Consider the following 26,536-nt stretch of genomic DNA (forward strand, 5'->3'; position numbering starts at 1 on the left):
CCTATATTACTTTAGATATTTAGGAAAAATGATGGCGAGAAAAAAAACGAGGAATTTATTGTGGCTTTTGATTATTATTTTATTATTTTTGGGTAGTTTTTTTATTTTAAATTTAAGCATTTTTGAGAAAAATGCTCCGCAAATTTTTGTTGAAGATACACTTTATACCAATCTTAAATCCCCACTTTTAGTCAAAGTCAAAGATGAAGAAAATGCGGTAAAATCCATCAAAATCGTTCTTAAAAAAGATGATAATGACCCAGGAGTGATCTTAGCAGATGGTAAAATCAAGCAGGATAAAGAAGTCTCTTTACAAATCAATCTTCCTAAACAAGCCTATAAAGACAAAACAAATTCTTATTTTTTAGAAATTTGGGCGAAGGATACAAGTTTTTGGAATTTTAATGGAAATGAAGCCTATAAAAAAGTTGTAGTTATGATTGACAATGAGGCTCCTAAATTAAATATCATTAGCAATTCTTATAATATAGAGCAAGGAGGAGCAGCAAGTGTCGTTTTTAAGGCTGAGGATGCGAATTTAAAAGAACTTTTTATAGAGACAAATAAGGGTCGAATTTTTAAGGTTACACCTTATCTTAAGAAAGATTATTACGCCGCTTTAATCGCTTGGGACGCAAAAGATGAGGAATTTAGAGCCTATGTTATCGCAAAAGATGCGGCAGGAAATATTGCAAAAGAGCGTATAAGATATTATCTTTTAAATCGTAAATACCGCGTTTCTAACATTAAACTAAGCGATAAATTTTTAGATGGGAAAATAGAAGATTTAGCTTCAATGTATGCACCAAAAAACAATACTTTCACGCGTTTTGAAAAATTTAAATTTGTCAATGAAACCTTAAGACTTTCAAACGAAGAGCTTATCCATAAAATCACATCTATCGTGCCTGAAGAAAGTTTTGGCGAATTTGGTGTTAATTTATTTTTACCTTTGAAAAATGCGGCGAAAGTGGCTGATTTTGCTGACCATAGATATTATTCTTATAATGGGCAGTTTGTGAGCGATTCTTATCATATGGGGCTTGATTTAGCTAGCACGAGCGAAGCACCTATTATTAGCAATAACGCAGGTAAAGTTGTTTTCGCTGGTGAAAATGGAATTTATGGGCTTAATCTTATACTTTATCACGGCTTTGGAATTTACACACTTTATGGGCATTGCTCGTCTTCTAGTGTGAGTTTAGATGAAAATGTTGCAAAGGGTAGCATTATCGCTAAAACGGGTGTGAGTGGTTTAGCTTTGGGGGACCATTTGCATTTTGGTGTGTTAGTGCAAGGGGTTGAAACAAGACCAGAGCAATGGCAGGATAGAAAATGGCTGGAAAATAATATTTATAAGGTATTTAATGACGCCAAAAAAGTTATATTAGGGACAAGATGATGAGGCAATTAACTTTAGCAAAAGCTGTAAGCGGCACAGGTGTGGGACTGCATAAGGGTGAGCCTATTGAGGTTACCTTAGAGCCTTTAGAGGCAAATTCTGGTATAGTATTTTTTAGAAGCGATTTAAATGTAAGCTATGAGGCAAAGCCGCAAAATGTGATAAATACGCAACTTGCGACTGTTATAGGTGATGATAGGGGCTATATTTCGACCATTGAGCATTTGATGAGTGCGATTAATGCTTATGGGATTGATAATGTGCGTATCGTGCTAAATTCAAACGAAGCACCCGTAATGGATGGCTCTAGCATTAGTTTTTGTATGATGCTTGATGAAGCTGGAGTGAAAGAGCTTGACGCGCCAAAAAAGATTATGGTGATTAAAAAGGTGGTTGAGGTGCGAGACGGCGATAAATTTGTGCGTCTTAGTCCAACAAAAGAGCCTAAAATTAACTATACCATTAAATTTAATAATGCCTTAATCGGTGAGCAAAGTTATTGTTTTGAATTTAGCAAGAAAAATTATATAGAAAATATCGCTAGAGCTAGGACTTTTGGTTTTTTAAAAGATGTTCAAGCTTTAAGAGCTATGAATTTAGGGCTTGGCGGTAGTCTTGAAAATACCATAGTTGTAGATGAAAACCGCATTTTAAATCCTGAGGGACTGCGTTTTAAAGATGAATTTGTCCGTCATAAAATTTTAGACGCCATTGGAGATTTAACCTTGCTTGGATATAGAATTTATGGTGATTATACCTCTTATGCTGGAAGTCATCATTTAAATCATTTGCTTACAAAAGAGGTTTTAAAAGATAAAGAGAGTTATGAAATTGTTGTGCTTGAAAACTCTTGCGAAAAAGTTTATGAAAAGGTTTTTGCATAAAAACGCTTTTGCTTAATGCTATTTCTAAGCCCATAATGCTTGGAATTTATGAAAACGATGTGCTTATTAAGGAATATCAAAGTGAGGCTAAGGCGAGTGAATTTATCCCTGAAATTTTACAAAATTTATTAAGAGAATTCGAATTTGAAAGACTTATTTATGCAAATGGACCGGGTTCTTATATGGGGATAAAAATTTCTTATATCAGCCTTAAGACTTTGAGTGTGGTGAAAGAAATTCCCCTTTTTGCCTTGAGTGCTTTTGAGCTTAATCATTTTAAACCCATAAGGGCAAATAAACATCTTTGTTTTGTTTATAAAGGGGGCGAAATTTGCTTGGAGCAAGCGATAGAGGGGAATTTTTTTCTGCCTTTAAATCTAAAGCAAGTTTGCCTAAAAGAGGATAATCTTCCCTTTTATTTTTTAGATGTGATTTAGGATAAATTTTGAAAATTTTAGTTCCAGCTACGAGTGCGAATTTAGGTCCTGGTTTTGATTGTTTGGGTTTAAGCCTTAAGCTTTTTAACGAAGTGGTGATTGAAAAGGCAAATTTTACTAGTATTAGCATTAGTGGCGAGGGCAGTGAAAATGTTTTTTTGAAAAAAAATAATGCTTTCGTGCGAATTTTTAATGAAATTTATGAAAAATTAAGTGGTAAAAAAGAAAATTTTCGCTTCATTTTTGAAAATAATATCCCCCTTTCAAGAGGGCTTGGCAGCTCTTCTGCTGTGATTGTTGGGGCGATTGGGGCTGCTTATTTTATGAGTGGTTTTAAGGTGGAAAAAGAACGGGTGCTAAATGAGGCTTTAAAATATGAAAATCACCCTGATAATATCGCCCCTGCTACGCTTGGAGGTTTTGTCTGCTCTGTGGTAGAAAATGATAAGGTTTTTAGCATTAAAAAAGAGCTTGATAGTGCTTTAAAGGCTGTGCTACTTATCCCTAATGTCGCGATGAATACCGAGCAAAGCAGAAAAGCTTTGAGTGCAAATTTTAGCTTGAAAGATTGCGTTTTTAATCTTTCTCATTCTACTTTCTTAACGGCTTGTTTTTTGGAAAAAAAATATGATTTATTAAAACTAGCAAGTCAGGATAAATTGCACGAATTTAAGAGGATGCAAACCCTACCCGAACTTTTTGAAGTGCAGAAATTTGCTCTTGAAAATAAGGCGTTGATGAGCACACTTTCAGGTTCTGGTTCGAGCTTTTTTTCTCTTGCCTTTAGAGATGATGCGGAAAATTTGGCTAAAAAAATGGCACAAAAATTTTCAGCCTCTCGTGTGGTGTGCGTAGAATTTGACAATGAGGGCTTTAAAATTTGCTAAAAAATACAAAAAAAAGTATAATTTCAAGAATGCATACGCCTATTAGAATGTGTGTGCTATGCAAAAATCGTTTCAAGCAAAATACCCTATATCGCTTTAGAGTTGAAGATAATGAGCTTTGTATTTATGCAAAGTGTGGTCGTAGTGTTTATTTGTGTGAAGCGTGTATCTTAAAGGAAAATCATAAATGGCAAAAAGTACTTTCTAGGGCTTGTAAAAATATGATAAAAACATCACAGCAGGATTTAAAGGAGAGAATTTTTAATGACAAAAGTTAGAATTTATGAAATCGCAAACGAAGTGGGCTATTCAAGTAAGGAAGTGATAGAAAAAGCTAATGAGCTAGGACTTGATATAAAATCCGCTTCAAATGCTGTGGAGGCCGAGGTTGCGGCTGGAATTTATGAGTATATCCAAACTAAAACTATCCCTGCAATTTTCAAGAAAGAGGAAAAGAAATCAAGCAAAAGTCCCAAGAAAGAAGTTAAAAAAGAAGCAAAGCCAAAAGAAGTTAAAGCGAAAAAAGAGGTAAAAAAGGAAGAGAGCAAAGAGCAAGCTAAAGAAGAAATTTTGCTCTCAAATGAGATTAAGCAAGAATTAAAAGAAGAAAAAAATGAGCCGCAAAGTTTAGCGAGTGCGACTTTAGCTAAAAGGCGTGGGCTTGTGATAGTCAAGAAGAAAAAAGATGAAGAGCAAGAGGCTAAGAAAGAAGAAGTAAAGCCTAGTGCTTCTGTAGCTGAGCGTCCTAGTTTGTCTATGATTTTTTCTAATGCTGATGAAAATTTAAAGAAAAAGAAAAAAGAGAAAAAAGCTTTTGCTGCCACAAAGAAGGAAAATGTTGAAAAGATGGACTTTTTAGAAAGTCAAGATTTTGGTGATATTTCTTTAGATGATGAAGATGAGGTTGTTTTACCTGATTTTAGCGTGAAAGAAAAAGAGGTAGTGCAAAATACTATTAAAAAACCGCCTAATTTTTTACGCCAAAATAATTCTATTAATTTTGGCGAAGTTGGCATACAAAGAAGAAGTCGCAAAAAGCCGCCAAAAAGAGTGGAGAAAAAGGAAAGTGAGGCAATTACGAGTTTGGAAATTCCTAAAGAAATTCGCGTGTATGAATTTGCAGATAAATTAGGCAAAAATACGAGCGAAATTATTTCTAAGCTTTTTATGCTTGGTATGATGACGACTAAAAATGACTTTTTAGACGAGACAGCGATCGAAATTCTAGCAGAAGAATTTGGGATTGAAATTAAGATTATCGATGAGGTGAGCGAGTTTGATTATGTGAAAGACTATGATATGGGAGATGAAGAGAGTTTGGAGCCTAGAGCACCTGTAATTACCATTATGGGACATGTCGATCACGGTAAAACTTCACTTTTAGATTATATAAGAAATTCGCGTGTGGTAAGTGGCGAGGCTGGAGGAATCACGCAGCATGTCGGTGCTTATATGGTGGAAAAAAATGGGCGTAAAATCACCTTTATCGACACTCCCGGACACGAAGCTTTCACGGCAATGCGTGCAAGAGGAGCGAGCATCACGGACATTGTCATCATAGTCGTAGCGGCTGATGATGGGGTTAAGCCTCAAACCAAAGAAGCGATTAATCACGCTAAAGCGGCTAATGTGCCTATAATCATAGCGATTAATAAAATGGATAAAGAAAATGCAAATCCTGATATGGTTAAAACCCAACTTGCTGAAATGGAAATTATGCCTGTAGAGTGGGGTGGAAGCTATGAATTTGTGCCTGTATCAGCTAAGGCTGGCACGGGGATAGAAGATTTACTTGAGATTGTGCTTTTACAAGCAGATCTTTTGGAGCTTAAGGCAAATTCTAAAACCTTAGCTAAGGCTAGCGTGATAGAAAGCTCCGTGCAAAAGGGTCGTGGGGCTGTGGCAACTATTATCGTGCAAAATGGAACGCTAAAGGTTGGAAGCACTATAGTTGCTGGTGTGGCTTATGGTAAAGTAAGGGCTATGAGCGATGATAAAGGTAGGGCTTTAAAGGAAATTAAACCGGGTGAATGCGGTGTGATAGTAGGACTTAGTGAAGTGGCTGAAGCGGGTGAAATTCTCATCGCGGTTAAAAGCGACAAAGAAGCAAAGGAATATGCAAACAAACGCCACGAATACAACCGCCAAAAAGAACTTAGCAAATCCACTAAAGTTAGCATTGATGAGCTTGGAGCTAAGATTAAAGAGGGGAATTTAAAAGCTTTACCTGTTATTTTAAAAGCTGATGTACAAGGCTCATTAGAGGCGATAAAAGCAAGTTTGGAAAAGCTTAGAAATGATGAAATTAAGGTTAATATTATCCATAGTGGTGTCGGTGGTATCACGCAAAGCGATATAGAATTAGCCAGCGCGAGTGAGGATTCTATCGTGCTTGGTTTTAACATACGCCCAACAGGTGAGATTAAAGAAAAAGCGAAAGATAAGGGCGTGGAGATTAAAACTTATAATGTCATTTATAATTTGCTTGATGATGTAAAAGCCCTGCTTGGTGGTATGATGAGTCCTATAATTTCTGAAGAGCAGCTTGGACAAGCTGAGATTAGACAAGTGATTTCTGTGCCAAAAATAGGGCAAATTGCAGGTTGTATGGTAAGCGAAGGTGTGATAAATAGGGGTGCGAAAATTCGACTAATTCGTGATGGTGTGGTTGTTTTTGAGGGTAATGTCAGCTCACTTAAGCGTTTTAAAGACGATGTGAAAGAGGTCGCTAAGGGTTATGAATGTGGCGTTGGGATAGAAGGCTGTGATGATATGCGTGTGGGCGATTACATCGAAAGCTATAAAGAAGTTGAGCAAAGAGTGAGTTTATGAGCGAGATAAAAAAGCTTCGCACTGAAAGCATTTTAAAAGAGCTTATTCCAGAAGCTTTAGCACATTTAGATGATGAAAATTTGAAAAATCTTTGTGTTGTTGATGTGGAGTGTAGAAAAGGGCGTTACGATGCTTTTGTATATTTGGATAAGATGTTTTTCAACACTCACGAGCAAGAAAGAATTTTAAATACACTTAAAAAAGCCTCTAGAGCTTTGCAAAATTATTGTATGGGGGAGCAAGGCTGGTATAGATGTCCAAATTTTCACTTTAAATTTGATGATAGATTAGAATATCAAAATCATATGGACGCACTTTTTGAAAAGATAAAAAGGAAAAATGATGAATCTTGAAGCCTTATGTGGGGAAGCTGGGGTTAGTCTTTATGATAAAGAATTAGTGAGTGAAAATGGTAAAAAAATTTACCGTGTGTATATTATGAAAGAGGGCGGGGTAAGTTTGGAAGATTGTGCTAGACTAAGTGAAATTCTTTCCCCAATTTTTGATGTGGAGCCGCCTGTTAGTGGGGAGTATTTTTTAGAAGTGTCTTCCGCAGGACTTGAGAGAAAATTAAACACTTTGGAGCATTTTCAAAAAAGCGTAGGCGAAAAGGTTAAAATTAGCACAAATAAAAAAGAAAATTTTCAAGGAAAGCTTGTGAAGGTTGAGGGGGAGGATATATTTTTACAAGATGAAGAGGGTGAAATTTGCATTAAATTTAATCAAATTAAAAAGGCAAAAACCTTTATAGAGTGGTGATTATCTCTTCATCGCAAAATAAAGCCCATTTGCACACGCGACACAAATAAGCATCACTAAAGCTAAAATTGTAGGCGTGTTTGCACCAACTGCACTTACGATAAAAGAAATCGCCCCAGCTAAAGCAAATTGACTTGTTCCAAGCACAGCAGAAGCCGTTCCACTATGGTCCTTAAAACGCGCCATTGCTAGTGTTGTGGTGTTGGGAGCGATGAAGCCGAGTAGGGCTATACTTGTAAAAATACTGATTTCAAAAAGCCAAAAATTTGGTTTAATTAAGGCATTGAAAAATAAAATAAGAGTTGAGATAAGCATTAAAATAAGAGCATAGAATAGAATTTTTTCACTATCTATTTTTTTGACAATTTTTGCATTGATATTTGCAAAGATGATAAAGCCTAAGGCATTAATGCCAAAAAGTAAGCCAAAATCTTTTTCGCTTAAGCCAAAAAAGCTAATGAAAACGAAGCTTGAACCCGTGATGTAAGCAAACATTGCCGCTAAAACTAAAGCCGCACAAGACACATAAAGGACAAAGGGCTTATCCTTAAGGACGAAATGATAGCTTTTTAAGGTTTCTTTGTGGGAGAATTTTTGCCTTTTAAGATGAGGGGCGGATTCTTTAAGTGCAAAAAGAATAAGCAAAAAAAGCAAAATTCCAAGTCCAAAAAGCGTAGCAAAAATGCTATGCCAAGAAAAATACTCAATCAAAAAGCCTCCAAGAGAAGGCGATAGCATAGGTGCAAGAGCGCTAAAAACCATCATCAGTGCAAAAATACTCGCCGCTTCTTTTAGTTCAAATAAATCATTAACAATAGCTCTAGCAATGACAACTCCAGCACACCCTCCCAAAGCCTCAAAGAAACGCAAGGCTATGAAAATATAGATATTATCAATTATCACGCAAAAAAGGCTAGAAAGCATAAAAAGAAAAATTCCAACAAGAGCAGGAATTTTACGCCCAAAAACATCACTTAAAGGTCCATAAATGAGCTGTCCCAAAGCAAAGGCGATAAAAAAACTTGCAATAGAAAGTTGGGTTAAAAACTCACTCGTTTCAAAGCTTTGTTTAACTTGCGAAAGTGCTGGTAAATACATATCCGTAGAAAGTGGTGCGATGCTTGACATTAGAGCTAATATGACAATGAGTCTAAATTTAGCGAAACCCTTTATTTTTGTATGTTTTTGCATTAAAAGATCTCGCTAAAAAATTCACCAAAGTTATTATAAATTTGCTTGTTTCTCTCATCGATTTCTTTTTTATACCACTCTTTTTTAGCACTTTTTGAAAGCTCTTTGACCTCCGTGCAAAATGAAGTTTTGTAATGCTCTTTTTTCTTGGCAAAAAAGTCATTTGAAGCACTGATGTTAAGCTTTTTTTCTATAAGAATTTTATTACCGATTTGCTCAATCAGCTCTTTTATCTCATCTTCATCAAGCTGATAATAATTATCCTGCCATTTTCTTGGCAAAATGTGTTCGATTTCTAGCTTTGTGAGACTAAAATTTTTTTTATTACTATTCCACTCAAAAATTTGTTTCTCATCGTAGATTAAAGCATAAAGTGCAAGGATATAACGCATATTTTTAGGGATAGTATTTTTAGAAAAATTGATAAAATTTTCCAAACTTGGCATTTTTAAAACGGGTAAATTTAAGGATTTTTCAAAAATTTTTCTTCTTTTTTTATCTCTTAAATTCACATTAGCCTTCATAAAGCCCCAAAATAGCCCCGCTCCACCGCCTTTACCATAAAATAAACCAAGCGCACAGTAAGCAGATATTTGAGGTAAGACTTCATCAAAAAGCTCTTTTAAGCTCTCTTTGTTTTTATGCGCTTCGTAAAAACACATAGAGACGACTATTTTCCATAATCTATTAGGAAAAATGCTTAAAATGGCAAAATATTTTTTACCTTTATCGCTTAGATAATCATAAGGATTTGCCCAAAAATCGCCTAGTTTTTTAACAAATTCAAAACTTTCTTTTTGGGTGAGCAAGTCCTCATTTGCTGCAAAATTGACATTTTTCTTCTTAGAATTTAGCTTACCTTTTTTAGTCCAAAAATCAAGAGTGGTAGGGATAACGGTGTCTAATTCCCCGTGTAAAGCTCTAATGATATGCTCATATTGCTCAAACAAAAAGCCTATATCTTCTTTTTTAAGATAAGCAGAATCTTGAAGCAAACTTTCTAAATTTTGCCATTCTTTTGCAAATTCGGTTTTTTCATCTTCTTTTTTACTTGCGTAAATCATACCTTTTAAAATGTCCGCCGTGCTTAAGGAAATGCCGCGGTTATTTAGAGTGTTAAAAATTCTTAAAGCCTTATCTCTTTCGCCGCATTCTATGGGTAAAATTACGCAGTCATAAAGCAAACATTCACAAAATCCAAGCCACTCTGTTGGCTCATTTAAAGCCAGATTATCAATCTTTCTTTGAAAATAAAGATAATTTTTTTCATACAAAGAAAGCTTTTTGTCTTTTTCGTCTATCTCAATTTTTTCTTCGAAAAGCTTACTTAATTTTTCATTGTCCTTAGCTGTGGCAACTTCGCTTTTTAAATGTGTTTTGTCGTAAAAAATTTCCCCTGTGCGTCTGTGCGTATCCCATAAGCAATCTGCCAAATTATCCTTTAACTTTGCCACTTCTCCTTTTTCTTGATTTTTAGCTTTTTCATAAATCGCACGGATAAGCAGTAAAAGTGTAGTGGTGCGTTGCTGTCCGTCTATGATGTTTTGCAATTTATCTTCTTCATAAATGACCATAGAGCCTAAAAAATACCTATCATCTTCTTCTTTGTTTTTATAAAAATGATAAATATCGTCCCAAAGTTGCTCACATTCATCTTCGCCCCAAACATAATTTCTTTGATACATAGGGATTAAAAAGCGGTTTTTAGATAGATAGTTTAAAACCGAATTTGTTTCTGCTCTTAATTCTGCCATTTTTGCTCCTTTGAATTGTCTTATAATCTTTATTATAAATTCTAACAAAAGAAGATTTAAAATTGTTTTATGAGAAGTTTGTTTGAAAAGTGTGGATTTACTTTATCTTAATACAAATTCGTTAAAGTTTAAAAAACGAAATTAGGGTTTAAAATGATGCCTTTTAGTGACGAGGAATTAGTAGTTCCTGTTAAAAAAAGTTTGGAAAAATCTTTACCGATTTTAGAAAGAGATGGGGGTGGGCTTGAGTTTTTGGGCGTGAAAGGGGGCGTGGTTTATGTGCATTTAATCGGTGCTTGCAAAGGGTGTGCATCAAGTGGAATCACGCTTAAATATTCTCTTGAAAGACAGCTTAAAATTGACATTCATCCTGAAATAAGCATAGTCAATTTAGAAGGTGGGGCAGAGGAATTTGCAAGATTATAAAAAAATCGCATTAAAATATTTAAAAACAGGGGATTTTGAAAATGCAAGAATTTATCTTGCCCTAGCTTACGAAAAGAAAAAAGAGGAACATTTGCTTAATTTAATAAGCCTTTGTGAATTTGGACTTAAAAAAGCGCAAGAAGCTAAAGCTTTACTTGAATTTTATCTCAAATACGCTAAAAGCAAAAAAGTGCAAAAAGAATTTGAGAGTATTTTGGCTTTAGTGATGTTTAAGGCAGATTTAAAAGAAGAGCTTGAAGACGGCTATGCGTTAAATTATAAAGATTTTTTAGAAAGTGTTAAAAGGGTGGGTTTTAAGAAAAGTTTTGAAAATATTATTTTTAACACCAAACTCGTTATCGATGATAAAAAAGATTTTTTAGATTTTTTAGAAAATTTATGCAAAAATGGCTATAAAGAAGCTGCTTTAGATTATATGGAGGACATTTTTCCGCACTTTTGGGATAATGAAAATTTTGTAAAATTGCAAAAACAATTGAGAGGGTTTAAAAGTGAAGATAAAACTAAATGAAAGCTTTATAACGGATAATTCAAATGAATGCGAGAAAGATTGTTATTTTGTAAGTAGTGCGCAAAATGTCAAATTTGAAGATGAGGCTAGAAAAAGTGGTGCGAAAATCATCAAGGTAGCAGAGTGTAAGAAGCTTTTGGGTATTGATGAAAATATTAAGATTGTAGGCATTACAGGCACAAATGGCAAAACAACAACCGCAGCGGCGATTTATTCTATTTTACTTGATTTGGGTTTTAAGTGTGGGCTTTGTGGGACGCGAGGGGCGTTTATCAATGATGAGCAAATCGATGGGAAATCTTTAACCACTTCGCCGATTTTAAAAACTTTAGAATATTTACAAAAAGCAACCTTGGCTGGGTGTGAATTTTTCGTGATGGAGGTAAGCTCTCACGCTTTGGTGCAAGACCGCATTGAAGGCTTGAAATTTGCGGCAAAGATTTTTACAAATTTAACGCAAGACCATTTAGATTTTCACGGCTCTTTTGAAAATTATAAAGAAGCAAAAGAAAGTTTTTTTACAGATGAAAGTTTAAAATTTATCAACAAAGACGCTTTTAATATCAAATTTAATGTCAAAAATGCCTACACTTATGGAATAGAAAATTCCGCTTTTTATCAAGTTAAAGCTTATGCTTTGGAAAATGAAATTAATGCTCTTGTCGCCTTTAAAAATCAAAGCTTTCATATAGAATCAAATCTTTTAGGACTTTTTAATCTTTATAATCTTCTTGCTGCAAGTGCTTGTGTCAATGAGCTTGTTAAGCCAAATTTAGAGGCTTTAGAAAATGCCATTAGTGGTTTTGGTGGAGTTTGTGGTAGGGTTGAAAAGATAGTTGAGGGCGTGATAGTTGATTTTGCTCACACACCAGATGGCATTGAAAAGGTGCTTGATAGTTTAAAAAATAAAAATTTGATTGTTGTTTTTGGTGCGGGTGGTGATAGAGATAGAAGCAAAAGAGCTTTGATGGGGAAAATGGTTTCGCATTATGCAAAAAATGCTATCATTACAAGTGATAATCCTAGAAGTGAAAACCCACAAAGCATTATGCAAGAAATTTTGCAAGGTTTTGAGGATAAAAATGCACCTTTAATGATAGAAAATCGTGAGCTTGCCATTTATAAGGCTTTAGAATTAAAAAAAGAAGACGATTTAGTCGTTATACTTGGCAAGGGCGATGAGACTTATCAAGAGATTAAGGGTGTAAAATATCCTTTTAGTGATAAGGAAATTGTGTTGAATTTTTATAAAAATCAAGGAAAATAGATGTTTGAAAATATAGATTTTTCCAAAATGGGTGAGCTTTTAACTCAGGTGCAAGAAAAAGCAAAGGCTATGGAGCTTGAGCTTGATAAAAAAGAATTTAGTGCCAAAAGTGGTGCGGGACTTGTGAAAGTAAGTGCAAATGGTAAAGGTGAGATTATTGATGTGAATATCGATGATTCTTTACTTGAGGATAAGGAATCGTTGCAAATTCTACTCATTGCTGCGATTAATGATGTTTTGGCTATGGTTGCGCAAAATAAAAATAGTATCGCAAGTGATATGCTTGGCGGTTTAGGAGGGTTTAAGATATGAGATTTTTATTAGCTTTTTGTGTTTTGTTTTCTTTTATGTGGGCTATTGAAAGACCTAAATTTGAAGACTTTGCTGCTGGGTATGAGAGAAATAAGGCGAGTATGTTAAATTATGAGGGGATGCAAGCTTTTGCTTTAAGTGAGAATTTACTTGCCGTTTTAAAAACGCCTAACGCAAAATTAAATCAATATGTAAAATATGACCCATTTTTAAATTTATATCTTGTGAGAACACCTTTTTCACTTATCCCTACGCCTATGGCAGATGAGGAGAAGCTAACGCGTAATGATTGGGTAGGCATTTGGGACCCAAATAAGCCTTATATAGGACATATAAAATACCTTGCTCAAAACATTGATGAAAGAGACCAGCTTGATTTCCAAACCAAAGTAGGAATTTTAGGAGAGCCTTGCTGTAATATGCTTGGCATCGCCCTAAACAACGGCTCTTTTATAGGGAACCGTTACCTTAAACATTTTATGAAATATAACGATGTGTATTGGGGTGATATAGGGGTGGATTTTGTCGTTAGAGAAAATAAAATTTATGTTGGCAATGTCCGCAAAAATGCACAATTTTTAATTAATGATGAGCTTGTAAGTATCGATGGTGTGCCTGTGCGTGATGTGAGAAAAGTTAATGAAAGAATCCTTTTTGCAGATAGGGGAAGCACGATTTATTTTGGTGTGATTAGAGATAATCATGATTTGAATATTTCTAGCATTGTTTTTGAAAAGGACATTAGCCATTTTAATCTGCCAAGTAATAAACCAAAACCAGCTCCAACAAGTTTTAGAAGCAATCTTGGCTTGAGTGTCAATTCTTCCTTGATTGTTACGAGGGTTGATTCTTCTTCAAAGGCAAGTAGGGCTGGTTTTATGGTGGGGGATAAAATTTTGCGTGTTAATAACGAGGTGATAAAAAATTTCAAACAGCTACAGGATATTTTAGCGAAAGGCAACGATTTTAACATACTCATAGAAAGACTAGATAAAAAATTACCTTTATATAATTTTGAAAACAATCTTGATTTATCAAAAAAAAGTGATGGGAAATTTCACTTTTTCATAAGGCTTGTGAAGTGAATTTGAGGGAGGAATTTCATAAGCATTTAATGCGTAATCTACCTCAAGTTTCAAGTTTTCATCCCTTTTTTAACGAAGCCTTAGCGGTGATGTTAAAGGCTGGGGGGAAACATTTTCGCGCACAACTTCTTTTAAGCGTAGTGAGTGTTTATAAAAAAGAGCTTTTAACTCAAGCTTTTGATGCTGCTTTGGCTTTAGAGCTTATCCATACTTATTCTTTAATTCACGATGATTTGCCCGCTATGGATAATGCTGATTTTAGAAGAGCTACGCCGACTTTGCATAAAAGTTATGATGAGACAACGGCGATTTTAGTTGGGGATGCTTTAAACACGGAAGCATTTTTGCTTTTAAGTAGGCTTAATTTACCCACTTCGATTTGCCTTAAGCTTATCGAAACTCTTGCCTTTAATGCGGGGTTAAATGGTATGATTATAGGACAGGCGATTGATTGTTATTTTGAAGATAAAAAGCTTAGTTTAAAAGAGTTGGAATTTTTACATACGCATAAAACAGCTAAGCTTATAGCTGCGAGTTTAAAAATGGGCTGTCAAATTTGTGAGTTAGACGAGGATAAAACAGCTGGGATTTATGAGCTTGGTTTAAAGCTTGGTTTAATTTTTCAAATCAACGATGACATTATCGATGCGACTTTAAGTGCAGAGCAGAGTGGAAAACCAACATGCAATGATACGCACAAAAATTCTTTTGTAAATTTATTAGGGCTTGAAAAAGCAAAGGAATGCAAAAATACCCTTTTAAAAGAGTGTCAATTTGAGAATTTGGAAAAGGATTTTTGCGAGAAATTGCAAATTTTAGTGAAAGAATATTTATAAAGGAAAGAGATGTTAGAAAAACAGGCAAATACTTTAAGATTTTTAAGTGCAGATATGATACAAAAAGCAAATTCGGGACACCCTGGAGCGCCTTTGGGTTTAGCGGATATTATGGTTGTTTTAAGCAGACATTTAAGTCATAATCCTAAAAATCCTACTTGGCTTAACCGCGATAGACTTGTTTTTTCAGGCGGACACGCTTCGGCTTTGCTTTATAGTTTTTTGCATTTAAGTGGTTATGATTTAAGTTTAGAGGATTTAAAGAATTTTCGTAGGCTTCACTCTAAAACCCCAGGACACCCTGAAATTTCAACGCCGGGTGTTGAAATTGCCACAGGTCCTTTAGGACAGGGCGTGGCTAATGCTGTAGGTTTTGCTATGGCGGCAAAAAAGGCGGAAAATTTGCTAGGTAGTGAGCTGATTAATCATAAAATTTATTGTTTGTGTGGCGATGGGGATTTGCAAGAAGGCATTTCTTATGAGGCTTGTTCTTTGGCTGGACTTCATAAACTAAATAATCTTATTTTAATTTACGATAGTAATAACATTTCTATTGAGGGTGATGTTAATATCGCTTTTAATGAAGATATTATCAAGCGTTTTGAGGCACAAGGCTTTGAAGTGGAGCAAATTGATGGGCATCATTTTGAGATGATTGACGCCGTGCTCAATCGAGCTAAAAAAAGCTCTAAGCCTTATCTCATTATCGCTAAAACGACCATAGCAAAAGGTGCTTTAGAGCTTGAGGGAAGTCATCATAGCCACGGCGCACCTTTGGGAGAGGACTTGATAAAAAGAGCAAAAGCAAAATGTGGCTTCGATGAAAATGCGTATTTTGCGATAGATGAAGATGTGAAAATTCGTTTTTTAAGTGCGGTGGAGCTTGGGGATTTAGCGGAAGCAAAATGGAATAAAATTTTAGAAAATTCGGGCAAAAAAGAGCTTCTTAAAAAACTTTTAAATCCTGATTTTTCTAAAATCGAATTTCCTAATTTCAAGGGCAAGGATTTAGCCACGAGAGATAGTAATGGCGAAATTTTAAATGTTTTAGCCGCGAATTTAGAGGGATTTTTAGGTGGAAGTGCGGATTTAGCTCCGTCAAATAAAACAGAACTTAAAGAAATGGGTGATTTTGTAGAGGGTAAAAATATCCATTTTGGTATTAGAGAACACGCTATGGCAGCGATAAATAACGCCTTTGCAAGGTATGGAATTTTCTTGCCTTTTTCGGCGACTTTTTTCATTTTTAGCGAATATTTAAAGCCAGCGGCTAGGATTGCTGCTTTGATGAAAATTAAGCATTTTTTCATCTTCACTCACGATAGCATAGGCGTGGGCGAAGATGGTCCTACGCACCAGCCTATAGAGCAGCTTAGCACTTTTAGGGCTATGCCAAATTTCTTAACTTTTAGACCGGCGGATGGGGTAGAAAATGTTAAGGCGTGGCAAATCGCCTTAAAAAGCGAATTTCCAAGTGCATTTATACTCTCACGCCAAAAACTTAAAGCTTTGAGTGAGCCTATTTTTGGCGATGTGGAAAATGGGGCGTATTTACTTAGAGAAAATAAGGACGCCAAATTTACCCTTTTAGCAAGTGGGAGTGAAGTGAGCCTTTGCTTGGATACAGCTTTAGAGCTTGAAAAAAGTGGAATTTCGTGTAATGTCATTTCTATGCCTTGTTATGAGCTTTTTGAAAAACAAGATAAAGCTTATAAAGAAAGACTTTTAAAAGGTAAAGTTGTGGGCGTTGAGGCGGCAAATTCTAAAGAGCTTTATCAATTCTGCGATGCGCTTTATACACTTGATAGCTTTGGCGAGAGTGGTAAGGATAAAGATGTATTTGATTATTTCGGCTTTAGCGTAGCAAAACTTTGTGCTTTTTTGCGTCAAATTTAAAAGATGAAAACACTCTTTCAAATTCAAAATCATACGCTTTTTATTGCGGGAATTTGGGATAAAAAAAGTGTGGCTGGTTTTAAAATTAATGATTTTGTAAATAAATTTGAAAAGCAGTGTATTTTAGATTTTGTGAGTTTAGAATTTATCGATATGGCTGGAGTTAGATTTTTTTTAGCTTTAGAATATGAGCTGAGAAAAAAGGGTGTGATGAGCCAACGGGTGCGTTTAGATGCGAAATTTGATGCTTTATTTGCATTATGCGAAAAAAATTATCAAAGGATTTTAAAAGAGAAAGAAAAACGCTTTGATATGACGGAAACTTTTGTTAGTTTGGGAAAATTAAGCTTTGAATTGCTTGTGATTTTAAGAAAATTTATTTGTTTTGTTGGGGCATTTTTTAGTGCGTTCTTTGTGTGTTTGAAAAGACCAAAAGATTTTCGTTTTATCGCTTTTTTGTATCATATCGAAAATTCAGCTTTTAAGGCTTTACCCATTGTGATTTTAACGGCTTTATTGGTGGGTGTTGTTTTAGCTTATCAAGCCGCTTTTCAACTCGCGCAATTTGGAGCAAATATTTTCATTGTAGATTTGGTAGGAATTTCGGCAACTAGGGAATTAGCGCCCTTGATAGCGGCTATTGTGATAGCGGGAAGAAGTGCAAGTTCTTATACTGCACAAATTGGCGTGATGAAAATAACAGATGAAATCGCAGCAATGAATACTATGGGTTTTTCAACTTTTAATTTCATTATTATCCCACGCGTTACGGCTTTGATTGTGGCTATGCCTTTGATTGTGGCTGTGAGTGATTTTATTAGCATTTTGGGGGGTATGGTTGTAGCACAGCTAAGTTTGGATATTAATTTTGCTGAGTTTTTACGCCGCTTTAAAGAGGCTGTTGATGTGAAGCACATCATCATAGGCTTGGTAAAAGCGCCCATTTTTGGTTTTTTAATCGGCTTAATCGCTTGTTTTAGAGGACTTGAGGTCAAGCACACGACTCAAAGCATAGGAATTTATACGACTAAAAGCGTGGTAAATGCGATATTTTGGGTCATAGCTTTTGATGCTTTATTTTCCATTATTTTAACGCAAATGGGCGTATGATGATTATTAGAGCGCAAAATATCATCACTAAGTTTGGCTCTAAGTGTATCCACAATGGCGTAAGTTTTGAAGTGGGGGAAAATGAGATTTTTGGCATTTTGGGGGGGAGCGGTAGTGGTAAATCTGTGCTTTTAAAGCAAATGCTTTTGCTTGAGCATTTTGATGGTGGAGAGTATGAAATTTTAGGTTTTAAGCTTAGAAATATTAGCGAAGAAAACGCGCAAATTTTGCGTTCAAAATGGGGTGTTGTCTTTCAGTTTGCGGCTTTATTTAGTTTTTTTTCCGTGTTTGAAAATATCGCTATCCCACTTAAAGAATATACAAAGTTAGACGATGAAGCAGTGAGAGAACTTGTAATGATGAAGCTTAAAATGGTGGGTTTAAATGATAGTGTTTTAAAGCAGTATCCAAGTGAGTTAAGCGGGGGTATGCAAAAAAGAGTGGCGATTGCTAGAGCGTTGGCACTTGATAGCCGTTTGCTTTTTTTAGATGAGCCTACTTCTGGGCTTGACCCTTATAGCTCACGCGAATTTGACGATTTGATATTAAAACTTAAGCAAAGTTTTGATTTAAATATTATTTTAGTAACGCACGATAAAGAAAGTATGAAAAATATTTTAGATAAATTTATCATTTTAGAAGATAAAAAGGTTGGGTTTTATGGCACTTTTGAGGATTTAAAGGTGCAAAATGAAAGACTTTTTAAAAGATTTATGGAGTAAAAGTGGAAAATAGGGCGAGTTATTTTTGGGTTGGAATTTTTGTTTTTGGCGTGTTTTTCGCAAGTCTTATTTTTATGTTGTGGTTGGGGGATTATTCTGAAGAAGAGAGCTTTGAGTATTATGAAATTCACACGCAAGAATCAGTTGCTGGGCTTGGACTTAAAGCACCTGTGAGGCTTTTGGGAGTGGAGGTTGGAAGTGTGGAAAACATCAGCATTTATGCGAAGCAAAATTTAGGGGTTAATATACTCATTAAGGTTAAAAAGGGAACACCTATTAAAGAAGACACTTTTGCCACTTTGCAGCTTCAAGGCATTACTGGACTTAAATTTATCCAGCTTCAAGGGGGAAGTACGGATTCTAAAAAGCTCACCAGCGAGAAAGGTTATCCTGTTATCGCTTTTAGAGAAAGCTTTTTAGCGACCATCGATAGGCAGGGGGAGAGAATTTTTTCTCTTATAAAAACAGCCGATGACAAAAGTAAAAAGCTTTTAAGTGATGAAAATTTGGAAAATATCGAGCTTTTGCTTAAAAATTTAGCGCAGTTAAGTGAAAATTTAAATGCAAATTCTAAGGCTTTAAGTGCGAATTTAAACCAAGCAAGTCAAAATGTCGCCGCAATGGCAAAAGAGGTGCAAATCAGTGCAAAAGAGCTAAGAAAAACTTTGCAAAATGTCGATGAGAGTAGCAGGGCTTTTACAAATTTAATGGAAAAAAGTGCGAGGAAAATCGACACTTATGACGAGCTTCGCGATTCTTTTGTAGAAAATTTAGAGCTTCTTAAACTTTGGCTTTTAGAGAGTAATAGGGCACTTAAAAATTTGCAAAAAAGTCCGTCTGATTTAATCTTTAAGGAAAGTAAGCCAAAATTAGGACCGGGAGAGAGATAATGCGAATTTTATATGTTTTATTTGCTTTTTTGCTAAGCGGATGTGCGGGTGTTTCTGTGGATAAGGAGCAAAGCTTGATTTTAAAAAGCTATGGCTATGAAAAAAATCATCAGCAATCGCAAAAAACGCTTCAAATCGTAAAGCCCAAAACGCCATTATATTTGAATTCTAAAGAAATTCTTTATGTAGAAGATGGATTAAGTCGTGCGTATGCTTATCATTTTTGGGCGGATTTACCGAGCAATTTTTATCGTTTTGTGCTTTTAGATAAGTTAGAAAAAAGCACACTTTTTAGTGCCGTTGTGGAAAAAAGCACTTTTACTAGGGTTGATTTGGCTTTGCAAAGTCGCATTGAGTCTTTTGAGCAAGTGATGACAAAAGAGGGGAGCTTTGCTAAACTTGGTTTTAGCGTAACACTTTTTGATGTAAAAGAGCAAAAAATTCTTGCAAACAGGCATTTTGAAAAGTTTATTGAGCTTGAAAATTCACAAATTAGCACTTTGGTTCTTGGTTTTGAAAAGGGTTTAAATGAGCTTTGTGATGATATTATCTTGTGGCTTAGTGAGCAATTAAAATAGGAACACTTTTTGCTTTTGATAGTGCAAGCAATATTTGAAAGGAAGCAAATGAAAAATGAATTAGATGTTTTAAAGCAACATTTGGGCGAGGTTGAGGGCGTAGGCGAATTTAAGGCAAAGCAGCTTTGTTCTCAAATTAACGATGCAAATGATTTTATCGGTGCTTTGCAGGTTTTAGATTTAAGTCTTAAAAAAATTCAAAATAATATCACGCAGAGAATGCAAGAAAGCACTGATGAGGTGCAAAAACGCACTTTAGACGCTGCATCTTCTCAGCTTGTGAATCATTGCTCTTTTATGGGAACGGGGCTTTTTGATAATATTTTTAATGTTTATGTTGGGCAAAAGCTTTTTGAATTTGAAATTTCAAATCCTCTTTTAGTGCTTGATAAGGGTGGATATGAGGGCGTTTTAGCTTATATCGAGGATAAAAGAGAAGAGATAAAGGCAAATTTGAGTGAGCTTAGCAGTGCTATTTTAATGGGGGCAAATTTAAATACTCCTTCTATGTTTGATTCTAAGGCGGACTTTAAAAAACTTTTTCAATAATCCCTAATACTGATTAGGGATTTATTTTATTTTTTTTTTTTTTGTTAAAATTATCCTAAATTTTTACAAAGGACGCTTTATGGCTATATTTTCAACCCTCTTTGCTGTGGTGGTTGTGGCGTATTATATCCTTAAAAAATATAATCCCATTTTCACCTTTTTATTTTCAGGTATGATTATTTTAATCTTTGCATTTTATTATTTTGGTGTGCCTATTCCAAAGGCTCCAGCGAGGGAGGCTTTAAGCTTTTTAGATGTGGTTCTTGATAGTTTTGCTTTTATCACAGCGACTTTTAAAACGCAGCTTGCGGGAGTGGGACTTATCATTATGAGCGTGGCCGGATTTGCTGCGTATATGAAGCACATTAACGCTTCGGCAAAACTTGCCTTTTTGGCTAATAAACCTCTTGGAAAGATTAAAAATAAATATCTTATTCTAAGTGGCACTTTTGTCGTGGGTATGGCTCTTAAGATAGTGATTTCAAGCTATGCAGGACTTTTACTTTTGCTTTTGGCTTGTATCTATCCTGTGTTAATCGCTCTTAAAATTCGTCCCATTACAGCCGTTTGTGTGCTTTCTTTAATCGCTCTTGATTATGGACCAAAAGATGGAAATTCCATTAATATGGCTGATATGGTAGGGCAAAAAGATAATGTCGTGGGGCTTTTTTTAGATTACCAACTTTGGGTCGTTTTAGCTTATGTGGCACTTATAGCTCTTTTAATTCCTTTTTATTTTGCTTGGGTTGATAAAAAGGACAAAGTTAAGGGCGTGTTGTGTGATGAGGTAGAAACCCCAGAAATTATTAATCCAAAATGTCCAACATTTTACATACTTTTTCCTTGGCTTCCTGTGGTATTTTTATTTTCGGCGTATTTTCTAAATATAAAGCTTGATGTTGTAACGGCGAATTTTGTTAGCATTGCTTTAGTTTTTATTGTGGAATTTGCAAGACACAAAGACGCTAAAAAACTCGGTGAAGATATGGTTGTTATCCTAAAAGCTATGGCAGAAATTTTTGTCAGTGTAGTCAGCATTATCATCGCAGCAGGTGTTTTTGCGGAGGGCATTAAGGCTTTAGGTGGGGTTGGGATTTTAGCAGATGCGGTAAGTGCTTTGGGTAAAGAGGGAGAATTTGCTAGTATCGCTGTGCTAGTTAGCATTGTGGCTCTTAGCTTCTTGGTTTATGGTTTTACTATTATTATGGGAAGTGGGATAGCTGCTTTTAATGCTTTTGGCAGGTTAGCTCCTGATATTGCTACAAGGCTAGGCATTGCTCCCATTACGCTCGTTTTACCGATAGAAATTGCCTCTTGTTTAGGACGGGCTGCTTCACCTATTGCGGGTGGGATTATCGCTTTGGCGGGGTTTGCTAAGGTTTCTCCTATGGACATTATCAAACGCACCGCACCGCTTTTACTCATCGCTATGCTTGTGAATATCAGCGTTTCTTTTTATCTAGCAAAGGCTAATCCACCGCAAAATGAAGCAAAAATTGAAAAGCGGATTTAATCCGCTTCTTTTAGCACAGCTTTTAATAAATTTGCCGTTGCATTAAGATTAGTCTTAAATTCCGCTGGAGTTTCCGGTCTTGTGCCACCTTGTCCTTGCACTATGCAACCTGGAGTTTCTAGCAGCCTAATGCCACTTAAAAGATAGTCTTTAAAATGCTCCTCATTGAAAGAAACTTCCTGCCTAGCTTGTTTAAAAAGCTCTATATCCATATCTTGAGGGCAAGTAATGCCCTGCTTTTTCATCGCTTCGCCCATTGCTACCCCGAATTTTACGGTCCAAATATGAAGCATCATATATTCATATTTTCTAGCCTCTTCTTCTGTGGTGGCATTTAAGCGTTTATTCCACATAAATTCGCTTAATTCTTCCATATTATCTATATCTTCAAATTCAATTTGCTTTTTTTGTTCTTGCTCTAAAATTTCAGCAAATCCCTCTTGCTCTTTTATAGAGCTTTCATAAGAAAGCTTGTATGCTTCTTTAGAGTTTGTATTAGTAACTTGCATCTTTGCCTCCTTTACTGAATTTGGATACTTGTGCTTAAAGTAGGACCGGGATTGATTGATTTTGAGGTATAGATAAACATACCGCTTTCATTTGGAGCGCTTGTTAAGTCCCAAATTTCCAACCAACCATCGATGATTTTGTCTCCGTCAAAATCAAGACCTTTATAATCAATATAATTAACCTTACTTCCGCCAAAAGTAGCTGTATCCACGCTACTATTTCCACCATAGCCTATAACTCCTGTTGCAACTAAAAATGGACTACCGCCGTGGTCGTATTTAGTTATTGTTTGCCCATCTGCTATTGTTTCATAGCCTCCCTTTTGCGATTGTATTTCTCCAATAGTAACATAAGAAACAGGAGGAGCTGGAGCTTTTGAAGCTTTGGAATTTACTTTGAAAGCCTTTTTCATCTTTTCTAAAGTTTTGTCAAATTCTCCGTTAAGAATCCTTTGCTTGTCTTTAGAATTTGGCTCTAAATAAACACTCACGCCATTACGCGTAATTTTTTCTTTACCCTCAGTTAAAGAATTTGCATAAGCTAAAGAGCAACTTAAAAAACCTGCAACCATTAAAGAAAGAGCTTTGTTTGCCATCTTTAATCCTTTCAATAGTTTTTCTTGCCTTCTAAACTATTATCGCTTAAATAAAATAAGCAAATTTTGTTCCAAATGAAAATAATTAGAAAATAGATTTAAAATAATTATTTGCGTTAATTTGTTAAGATGTGGGTATGAAAATTTATCTTTGTCAAACGGACACAACAGCTGGTTTTCTAAGCAAAAATAAGGCCTCATTAAACAAGCTTAAAAATCGTCCATTGCACACATCTTGTCTTATCACAATGGCGGAATTTTCCACACTTCTAAACTTCGCAAGAGTGCCAAGAAAATTTAAAAATTTAGTAAGAAGAGCGAAAAAAACGACTTTTATCTATCCTAATCAAAAAGCACTTAGGGTTGTTAAAGATGGCAAACACGCGAAATTTTTAGAAAAACACGGTTGGTTTTATTCAAGCTCTGCGAACGCACATAAAAAGCCTTTTAAGCTTGATTATGCTCTTTTTTTGGCAAAAAAACACAAAATTAAAATTGTAGATAAAAATTTGCACGAAGCGAGAGCTTCTAAAATTTTTAAGCTTTCTCGCACTAAAAAACACAAAATGCGTTAAAATAAACAAAAAGGCATCAAATGACCAAAAGCGTGAGAGATAAACAAATACAAGATTTTAGGAAAATTAACCAAAAAGAGCAATTTGTTCTTAAAGTGTCTATGTATAGTGCTTTGATTTTGGCTATTTTTGGTATCGCTTTTGGAATTTGGGTAAAGTCTATGGCTGTGGTGTTTGACGGCTTCGTTGCTCTTGTGAGTGTGGGGCTTGGGGCTTTGAGTGTGCTAACCTCGCGTTATATTTATAAAGAAGATGATGAAATTTTTCAATACGGCTATGGGCGTTTTGAGCCTATGGTGAATCTTTTTAAATCCTTAATCCTTGTGTTTGTGTGCATTTATGCTTTTATTAATGCTTTGCATAGTTTATTAAATGGAGGCTATGAGGTGGCTTTGGGTGGTGCCGTGGTTTATAGCGTGTGTGTTTTTATCTTTTGTGCTGTGCTTTTTGCTTATACCCATTTTTATACCAAACGCTTAGGTTCCGATTTAATCCGTGTCGATAATGCCGAGTGGAGGATAGACTGCGTTTTATACCTTGGTGCTTTGGTGGCTTTTGGGGCGATTTGGCTGTTTTCTTTTTGGGAATTTGAGTGGCAAAAACACTTTGCTTTTTATATAGACCCAGCCCTTTTGGCTTTACTTTCTTTAATGCTTATTTTTACGCCTTTGCGTATCGCTGTGGGAAATTTTAAAGATTTGATTATGGTTGCACCTTTGGAGCTTGATGAGAAAGTTACGAGGATTATGGAGGATTTAAGCGTGGAATTTGGCTTTAGTGATTATGACACGCATGTGGCAAAATCTGGCAGATTTTATATGGTCGAAGTCAATATCTTAATGCAAAAAAATTTCCAAGTGAAAACCTTAAGTGAATTTGATAGCATAAGAGAACGCATAGAAAAAGCACTTGAAATTCCAAGTTATAAAATTTGGCTTTCTGTGAGTTTTACTGCGGATAAGAAATGGCTTTAGCTGTTTGGATTAGGTAAAGTGGCGGTGCTTATGGGTGCAATGGGAGCGTTAATTTGACTCAAAAGTTCTAAAGTTGCACTAAATTCCACGCTTTCTTCTGGAGTTTGGCTAAGGAATTTTTGCATTAATTCTTTTTTAAAGATAGCTTCATCAAGCTCTTTATCGCTTCCTTTTTGATATGCCCCTATGCGAAGCAAGACCTCGTTTTCTTTCAAAAGTGAGTTGAGGCGTTTAAATTTTCTTGCATCATTTTTATGTGTTTCGCTTATGATGTCGTTCATTACCCTAGAGGCGGAATTTTGGATATTAATGGGAGGATAAATTCCAAAGTCAGTTAATTCTCTACTTAGCACGATGTGCCCATCTAGTATGGAGCGACTTTGGTCTGCGATGGGGTCGCTCATATCATCGCCATCCACTAGCACGGTAAAAAATGCCGTTATCGTCCCCTTTCCCTCTTCTTTTCCTGTGCGTTCCATTAGTTGGGGTAAAAGGCTTAGCACGCTTGGCGGATAACCCTTTGTCGTGGGAGGCTCACCAAGAGCTAAGCCTATTTCTCTTTGTGCCATAGCAAAACGCGTAACGCTGTCCATTATAAAAAGCACATCTTTACCCTGCTCTTTAAAATATTCCGCAACACTCATCGCACAAAAAGCACCATATTTACGCATTAATGCACTATCATCGCTTGTTGCGACTATGATGACAGTGTCGTCTAATTTACCACCGAGATTTTTTTGTATAAATTCTGGGATTTCGCGACCTCTTTCGCCGATGAGAGCGATGACTTTAATTTGTGCTTTTGAATTTTTGACTATCATACCCATCAATGTAGATTTTCCCACGCCACTACCTGCAAAAATCCCAAGCTTTTGTCCTACACCACAAGTTAAAAGTCCGTCAATCGTCTTAACACCCGTAGGAAAAATTTCCTCAATCAATCCCCTTTTCATCGCATCAATGGGCGCTCTCATAATTGGCATAAATTTACTAATTTCAATAGCCCCTTTGCCGTCTTTTGGTTTCATAAAAGGATCAACCACACGCCCCAAAAGCTCATCACTTACGCCTATTTGCATTCCTGCATCGCTTAAAAAAGCTCTATCGCCTATTTTAAAACCCTCGATGAAAGAAAAGGGGCTAAGATAGCTAAATTGTGCTTTTACCTCCACAACCATAGCTAGGGTTTGCAAATTTTCATTTTCGTTTGAAATAAGCTTAACGATGTCGCCAACACCTGTTTTAAGCCCTTCTATCTCTATATTTGTGGCAGAAATTTTTGTAATTTCTCCAAAAACGGAATTTAAATTTTCATTTTTTAGCTTTTTTCTCAGTTTTTCTAAGCTCATTAAAACCTAACTTGTTTTGGAGAATTGATAAGAGAAAAGAATTCTTCCCTTGTCTTTTCGTTTTTGAGAAAAAGTCCTCTAAGCGCTGAAGTGGAGGTTGTGGAATTTGCCTTTTGCACTCCACGCATTTCAACGCACAAATGTCTTGCTTCAAGCACGACTCCAACGCCCTTTGCACCGACATTTTGCATTAAAGCTTCGGCGATTTGCTCGGTGAGTTGTTCTTGGATTTGAAGGCGTCTTGCAAAAACCTCTACAAGTCGTGGAATTTTAGAAAGTCCAACGACTTTTTTATCTGGAATGTAAGCAATGTGCGCGCGTCCAAAAAATGGCAAAAGATGATGCTCGCAAAGGCTATAAAATTCTATATCCCTAACCAAAACCATTTCATTATTCGAGCTATCAAAAAGTGCGTCATTTAAAATTTCTTTTACATCTTGTTTGTAACCACTTGTTAAAAATTCGTAAGATTTAAAAACCCTTGTGGGAGTTTTTAAAAGTCCTTCTCGTTTAGGATTTTCTCCTATGATTTCAAGCATATTTTCAACGCATTTTTCAAATTTTTCTTGCAAAATTCTCTCCATAATTCATAATTTCTTAATTTTATCATAATACTCTTTAATTTTTATGCAAGTAATAAGGAAAAATTTGCTATAATTTCAGCCTAAATT

General features: G+C 35.6%; 29 protein-coding genes. 23 read left to right on the forward strand and 6 right to left on the reverse strand.

Going from position 1 to position 26,536, the window contains the following annotated elements; genetic code table 11:
* Positions 1 to 31: 31 nt before the first annotated feature.
* The 8 genes from pgp6 to rimP are packed head-to-tail and all read left to right on the forward strand — an operon-like array spanning position 32 to position 7,201.
* The gene (gene pgp6 / locus CHELV3228_RS01370) at positions 32 to 1,402 is read left to right on the forward strand and encodes a peptidoglycan metallopeptidase Pgp6 (protein ID WP_082199197.1); all 1,371 of its coding nucleotides are present in this window, start codon (positions 32 to 34) and stop codon (positions 1,400 to 1,402) included.
* Positions 1,402 to 2,286: a UDP-3-O-acyl-N-acetylglucosamine deacetylase gene (gene lpxC, locus CHELV3228_RS01375; protein ID WP_082200720.1), complete on the forward strand. Its 885-nt coding sequence runs from the start codon at positions 1,402 to 1,404 to the stop codon at positions 2,284 to 2,286. The genes pgp6 and lpxC overlap by 1 nt, the downstream gene beginning before the upstream one ends.
* A gap of 35 nt (positions 2,287 to 2,321) precedes the next feature.
* Positions 2,322 to 2,723: a glycoprotease gene (locus tag CHELV3228_RS01380; RefSeq protein ID WP_082200721.1), complete on the forward strand. Its 402-nt coding sequence runs from the start codon at positions 2,322 to 2,324 to the stop codon at positions 2,721 to 2,723.
* Between the two features lie 8 nt (positions 2,724 to 2,731).
* Positions 2,732 to 3,610: a homoserine kinase gene (gene thrB, locus CHELV3228_RS01385; RefSeq protein WP_082199198.1), complete on the forward strand. Its 879-nt coding sequence runs from the start codon at positions 2,732 to 2,734 to the stop codon at positions 3,608 to 3,610.
* Entirely contained in the window at positions 3,604 to 3,888 is a 285-nt protein-coding gene (locus tag CHELV3228_RS01390; RefSeq protein WP_082199199.1) for a DUF448 domain-containing protein, read from the forward strand. Before thrB ends, CHELV3228_RS01390 begins: the two co-directional genes overlap by 7 nt.
* The gene (gene infB, locus CHELV3228_RS01395; protein WP_082199200.1) at positions 3,875 to 6,442 is read left to right on the forward strand and encodes a translation initiation factor IF-2; all 2,568 of its coding nucleotides are present in this window, start codon (positions 3,875 to 3,877) and stop codon (positions 6,440 to 6,442) included. Before CHELV3228_RS01390 ends, infB begins: the two co-directional genes overlap by 14 nt.
* The gene (gene rbfA, locus CHELV3228_RS01400; protein ID WP_082199201.1) at positions 6,439 to 6,795 is read left to right on the forward strand and encodes a 30S ribosome-binding factor RbfA; all 357 of its coding nucleotides are present in this window, start codon (positions 6,439 to 6,441) and stop codon (positions 6,793 to 6,795) included. The genes infB and rbfA overlap by 4 nt, the downstream gene beginning before the upstream one ends.
* A complete protein-coding gene (gene rimP, locus CHELV3228_RS01405; RefSeq protein ID WP_082199202.1) occupies positions 6,785 to 7,201 on the forward strand; it encodes a ribosome maturation factor RimP in 417 nt (138 codons plus the stop codon). The genes rbfA and rimP overlap by 11 nt, the downstream gene beginning before the upstream one ends.
* Here rimP and CHELV3228_RS01410 read toward each other — a convergent pair whose 3' ends face one another.
* Complete coding sequence (locus tag CHELV3228_RS01410) at positions 7,202 to 8,392, reverse strand: multidrug effflux MFS transporter (RefSeq protein ID WP_082199203.1); 1,191 nt, start codon at positions 8,390 to 8,392, stop codon at positions 7,202 to 7,204. It abuts the gene before it with no gap.
* A complete protein-coding gene (locus CHELV3228_RS01415; protein WP_082199204.1) occupies positions 8,392 to 10,146 on the reverse strand; it encodes a DUF262 domain-containing protein in 1,755 nt (584 codons plus the stop codon). The genes CHELV3228_RS01410 and CHELV3228_RS01415 overlap by 1 nt, the downstream gene beginning before the upstream one ends.
* A gap of 153 nt (positions 10,147 to 10,299) precedes the next feature.
* Between CHELV3228_RS01415 and CHELV3228_RS01420 the strand changes: the two genes are divergently transcribed.
* The 13 genes from CHELV3228_RS01420 (at position 10,300) to dcuC (ending at position 21,862) form a co-directional block, all read left to right on the forward strand.
* On the forward strand, positions 10,300 to 10,572 hold the full coding sequence (locus CHELV3228_RS01420; protein WP_082199205.1) for a NifU family protein: 273 nt from the start codon (positions 10,300 to 10,302) through the stop codon (positions 10,570 to 10,572).
* A complete protein-coding gene (locus CHELV3228_RS01425) occupies positions 10,559 to 11,104 on the forward strand; it encodes a histidine kinase (protein ID WP_082199206.1) in 546 nt (181 codons plus the stop codon). The genes CHELV3228_RS01420 and CHELV3228_RS01425 overlap by 14 nt, the downstream gene beginning before the upstream one ends.
* Positions 11,085 to 12,371, forward strand: coding sequence for a UDP-N-acetylmuramoyl-L-alanyl-D-glutamate--2,6-diaminopimelate ligase (locus tag CHELV3228_RS01430; RefSeq protein WP_082199207.1), 1,287 nt, complete (start codon positions 11,085 to 11,087; stop codon positions 12,369 to 12,371). The genes CHELV3228_RS01425 and CHELV3228_RS01430 overlap by 20 nt, the downstream gene beginning before the upstream one ends.
* Entirely contained in the window at positions 12,372 to 12,683 is a 312-nt protein-coding gene (locus tag CHELV3228_RS01435; protein WP_082199208.1) for a YbaB/EbfC family nucleoid-associated protein, read from the forward strand.
* Positions 12,680 to 13,768, forward strand: coding sequence for a DUF7488 domain-containing protein (locus CHELV3228_RS01440; protein ID WP_082199209.1), 1,089 nt, complete (start codon positions 12,680 to 12,682; stop codon positions 13,766 to 13,768). Before CHELV3228_RS01435 ends, CHELV3228_RS01440 begins: the two co-directional genes overlap by 4 nt.
* Positions 13,765 to 14,604 carry a polyprenyl synthetase family protein gene (locus CHELV3228_RS01445; RefSeq protein WP_234981011.1) on the forward strand — a complete coding sequence of 280 codons (840 nt, stop codon included), beginning with the start codon at positions 13,765 to 13,767 and terminating at the stop codon, positions 14,602 to 14,604. The genes CHELV3228_RS01440 and CHELV3228_RS01445 overlap by 4 nt, the downstream gene beginning before the upstream one ends.
* 9 nt (positions 14,605 to 14,613) lie before the next feature.
* Positions 14,614 to 16,500, forward strand: coding sequence for a transketolase (gene tkt / locus CHELV3228_RS01450; RefSeq protein WP_082199210.1), 1,887 nt, complete (start codon positions 14,614 to 14,616; stop codon positions 16,498 to 16,500).
* Positions 16,501 to 16,503: 3 nt separating this feature from the next.
* The gene (locus CHELV3228_RS01455; protein ID WP_082199211.1) at positions 16,504 to 17,610 is read left to right on the forward strand and encodes an ABC transporter permease; all 1,107 of its coding nucleotides are present in this window, start codon (positions 16,504 to 16,506) and stop codon (positions 17,608 to 17,610) included.
* Complete coding sequence (locus tag CHELV3228_RS01460) at positions 17,610 to 18,332, forward strand: ABC transporter ATP-binding protein (RefSeq protein ID WP_082199212.1); 723 nt, start codon at positions 17,610 to 17,612, stop codon at positions 18,330 to 18,332. Before CHELV3228_RS01455 ends, CHELV3228_RS01460 begins: the two co-directional genes overlap by 1 nt.
* A gap of 2 nt (positions 18,333 to 18,334) precedes the next feature.
* Positions 18,335 to 19,222: an MlaD family protein gene (locus CHELV3228_RS01465; protein WP_082199213.1), complete on the forward strand. Its 888-nt coding sequence runs from the start codon at positions 18,335 to 18,337 to the stop codon at positions 19,220 to 19,222.
* Positions 19,222 to 19,800, forward strand: a complete 579-nt coding sequence (locus tag CHELV3228_RS01470) for an ABC-type transport auxiliary lipoprotein family protein (protein ID WP_115588745.1) — start codon at positions 19,222 to 19,224, stop codon at positions 19,798 to 19,800. Before CHELV3228_RS01465 ends, CHELV3228_RS01470 begins: the two co-directional genes overlap by 1 nt.
* A gap of 48 nt (positions 19,801 to 19,848) precedes the next feature.
* A complete protein-coding gene (locus CHELV3228_RS01475) occupies positions 19,849 to 20,349 on the forward strand; it encodes a flagellar FLiS export co-chaperone (protein WP_082199215.1) in 501 nt (166 codons plus the stop codon).
* 79 nt (positions 20,350 to 20,428) lie between these two features.
* Positions 20,429 to 21,862, forward strand: a complete 1,434-nt coding sequence (gene dcuC / locus CHELV3228_RS01480; RefSeq protein WP_082199216.1) for a C4-dicarboxylate transporter DcuC — start codon at positions 20,429 to 20,431, stop codon at positions 21,860 to 21,862.
* On the opposite strand, the gene CHELV3228_RS01485 is transcribed toward dcuC, so the two are convergent.
* Positions 21,859 to 22,371 (reverse strand): hypothetical protein, encoded by a 513-nt coding sequence (locus tag CHELV3228_RS01485; protein WP_082199217.1) that lies wholly within the window; start codon positions 22,369 to 22,371, stop codon positions 21,859 to 21,861. The two genes, dcuC and CHELV3228_RS01485, sit on opposite strands and share 4 nt — an antisense overlap.
* A gap of 11 nt (positions 22,372 to 22,382) precedes the next feature.
* Positions 22,383 to 22,967 (reverse strand): DUF4879 domain-containing protein, encoded by a 585-nt coding sequence (locus CHELV3228_RS01490; RefSeq protein ID WP_082199218.1) that lies wholly within the window; start codon positions 22,965 to 22,967, stop codon positions 22,383 to 22,385.
* Positions 22,968 to 23,104: 137 nt separating this feature from the next.
* On the opposite strand from CHELV3228_RS01490, the gene CHELV3228_RS01495 reads away from it, so the two are divergent.
* Both CHELV3228_RS01495 and CHELV3228_RS01500 read left to right on the forward strand, forming a co-directional pair.
* Entirely contained in the window at positions 23,105 to 23,542 is a 438-nt protein-coding gene (locus tag CHELV3228_RS01495; protein WP_082199219.1) for a Sua5 YciO YrdC YwlC family protein, read from the forward strand.
* 20 nt (positions 23,543 to 23,562) lie between these two features.
* The gene (locus CHELV3228_RS01500; RefSeq protein ID WP_082199220.1) at positions 23,563 to 24,516 is read left to right on the forward strand and encodes a cation diffusion facilitator family transporter; all 954 of its coding nucleotides are present in this window, start codon (positions 23,563 to 23,565) and stop codon (positions 24,514 to 24,516) included.
* Here the strand turns inward: CHELV3228_RS01500 and fliI are convergent.
* Together fliI and folE are read right to left on the reverse strand one after the other, a co-directional pair.
* On the reverse strand, positions 24,513 to 25,865 hold the full coding sequence (gene fliI, locus CHELV3228_RS01505) for a flagellar protein export ATPase FliI (RefSeq protein ID WP_082199221.1): 1,353 nt from the start codon (positions 25,863 to 25,865) through the stop codon (positions 24,513 to 24,515). The two genes, CHELV3228_RS01500 and fliI, sit on opposite strands and share 4 nt — an antisense overlap.
* Entirely contained in the window at positions 25,865 to 26,437 is a 573-nt protein-coding gene (gene folE / locus CHELV3228_RS01510; protein WP_115588784.1) for a GTP cyclohydrolase I FolE, read from the reverse strand. The genes fliI and folE overlap by 1 nt, the downstream gene beginning before the upstream one ends.
* Positions 26,438 to 26,536: the final 99 nt, after the last annotated feature.

This window comes from Campylobacter helveticus, assembly GCF_002080395.1.
Classification (GTDB): Bacteria; Campylobacterota; Campylobacteria; order Campylobacterales; family Campylobacteraceae; genus Campylobacter_D; species Campylobacter_D helveticus.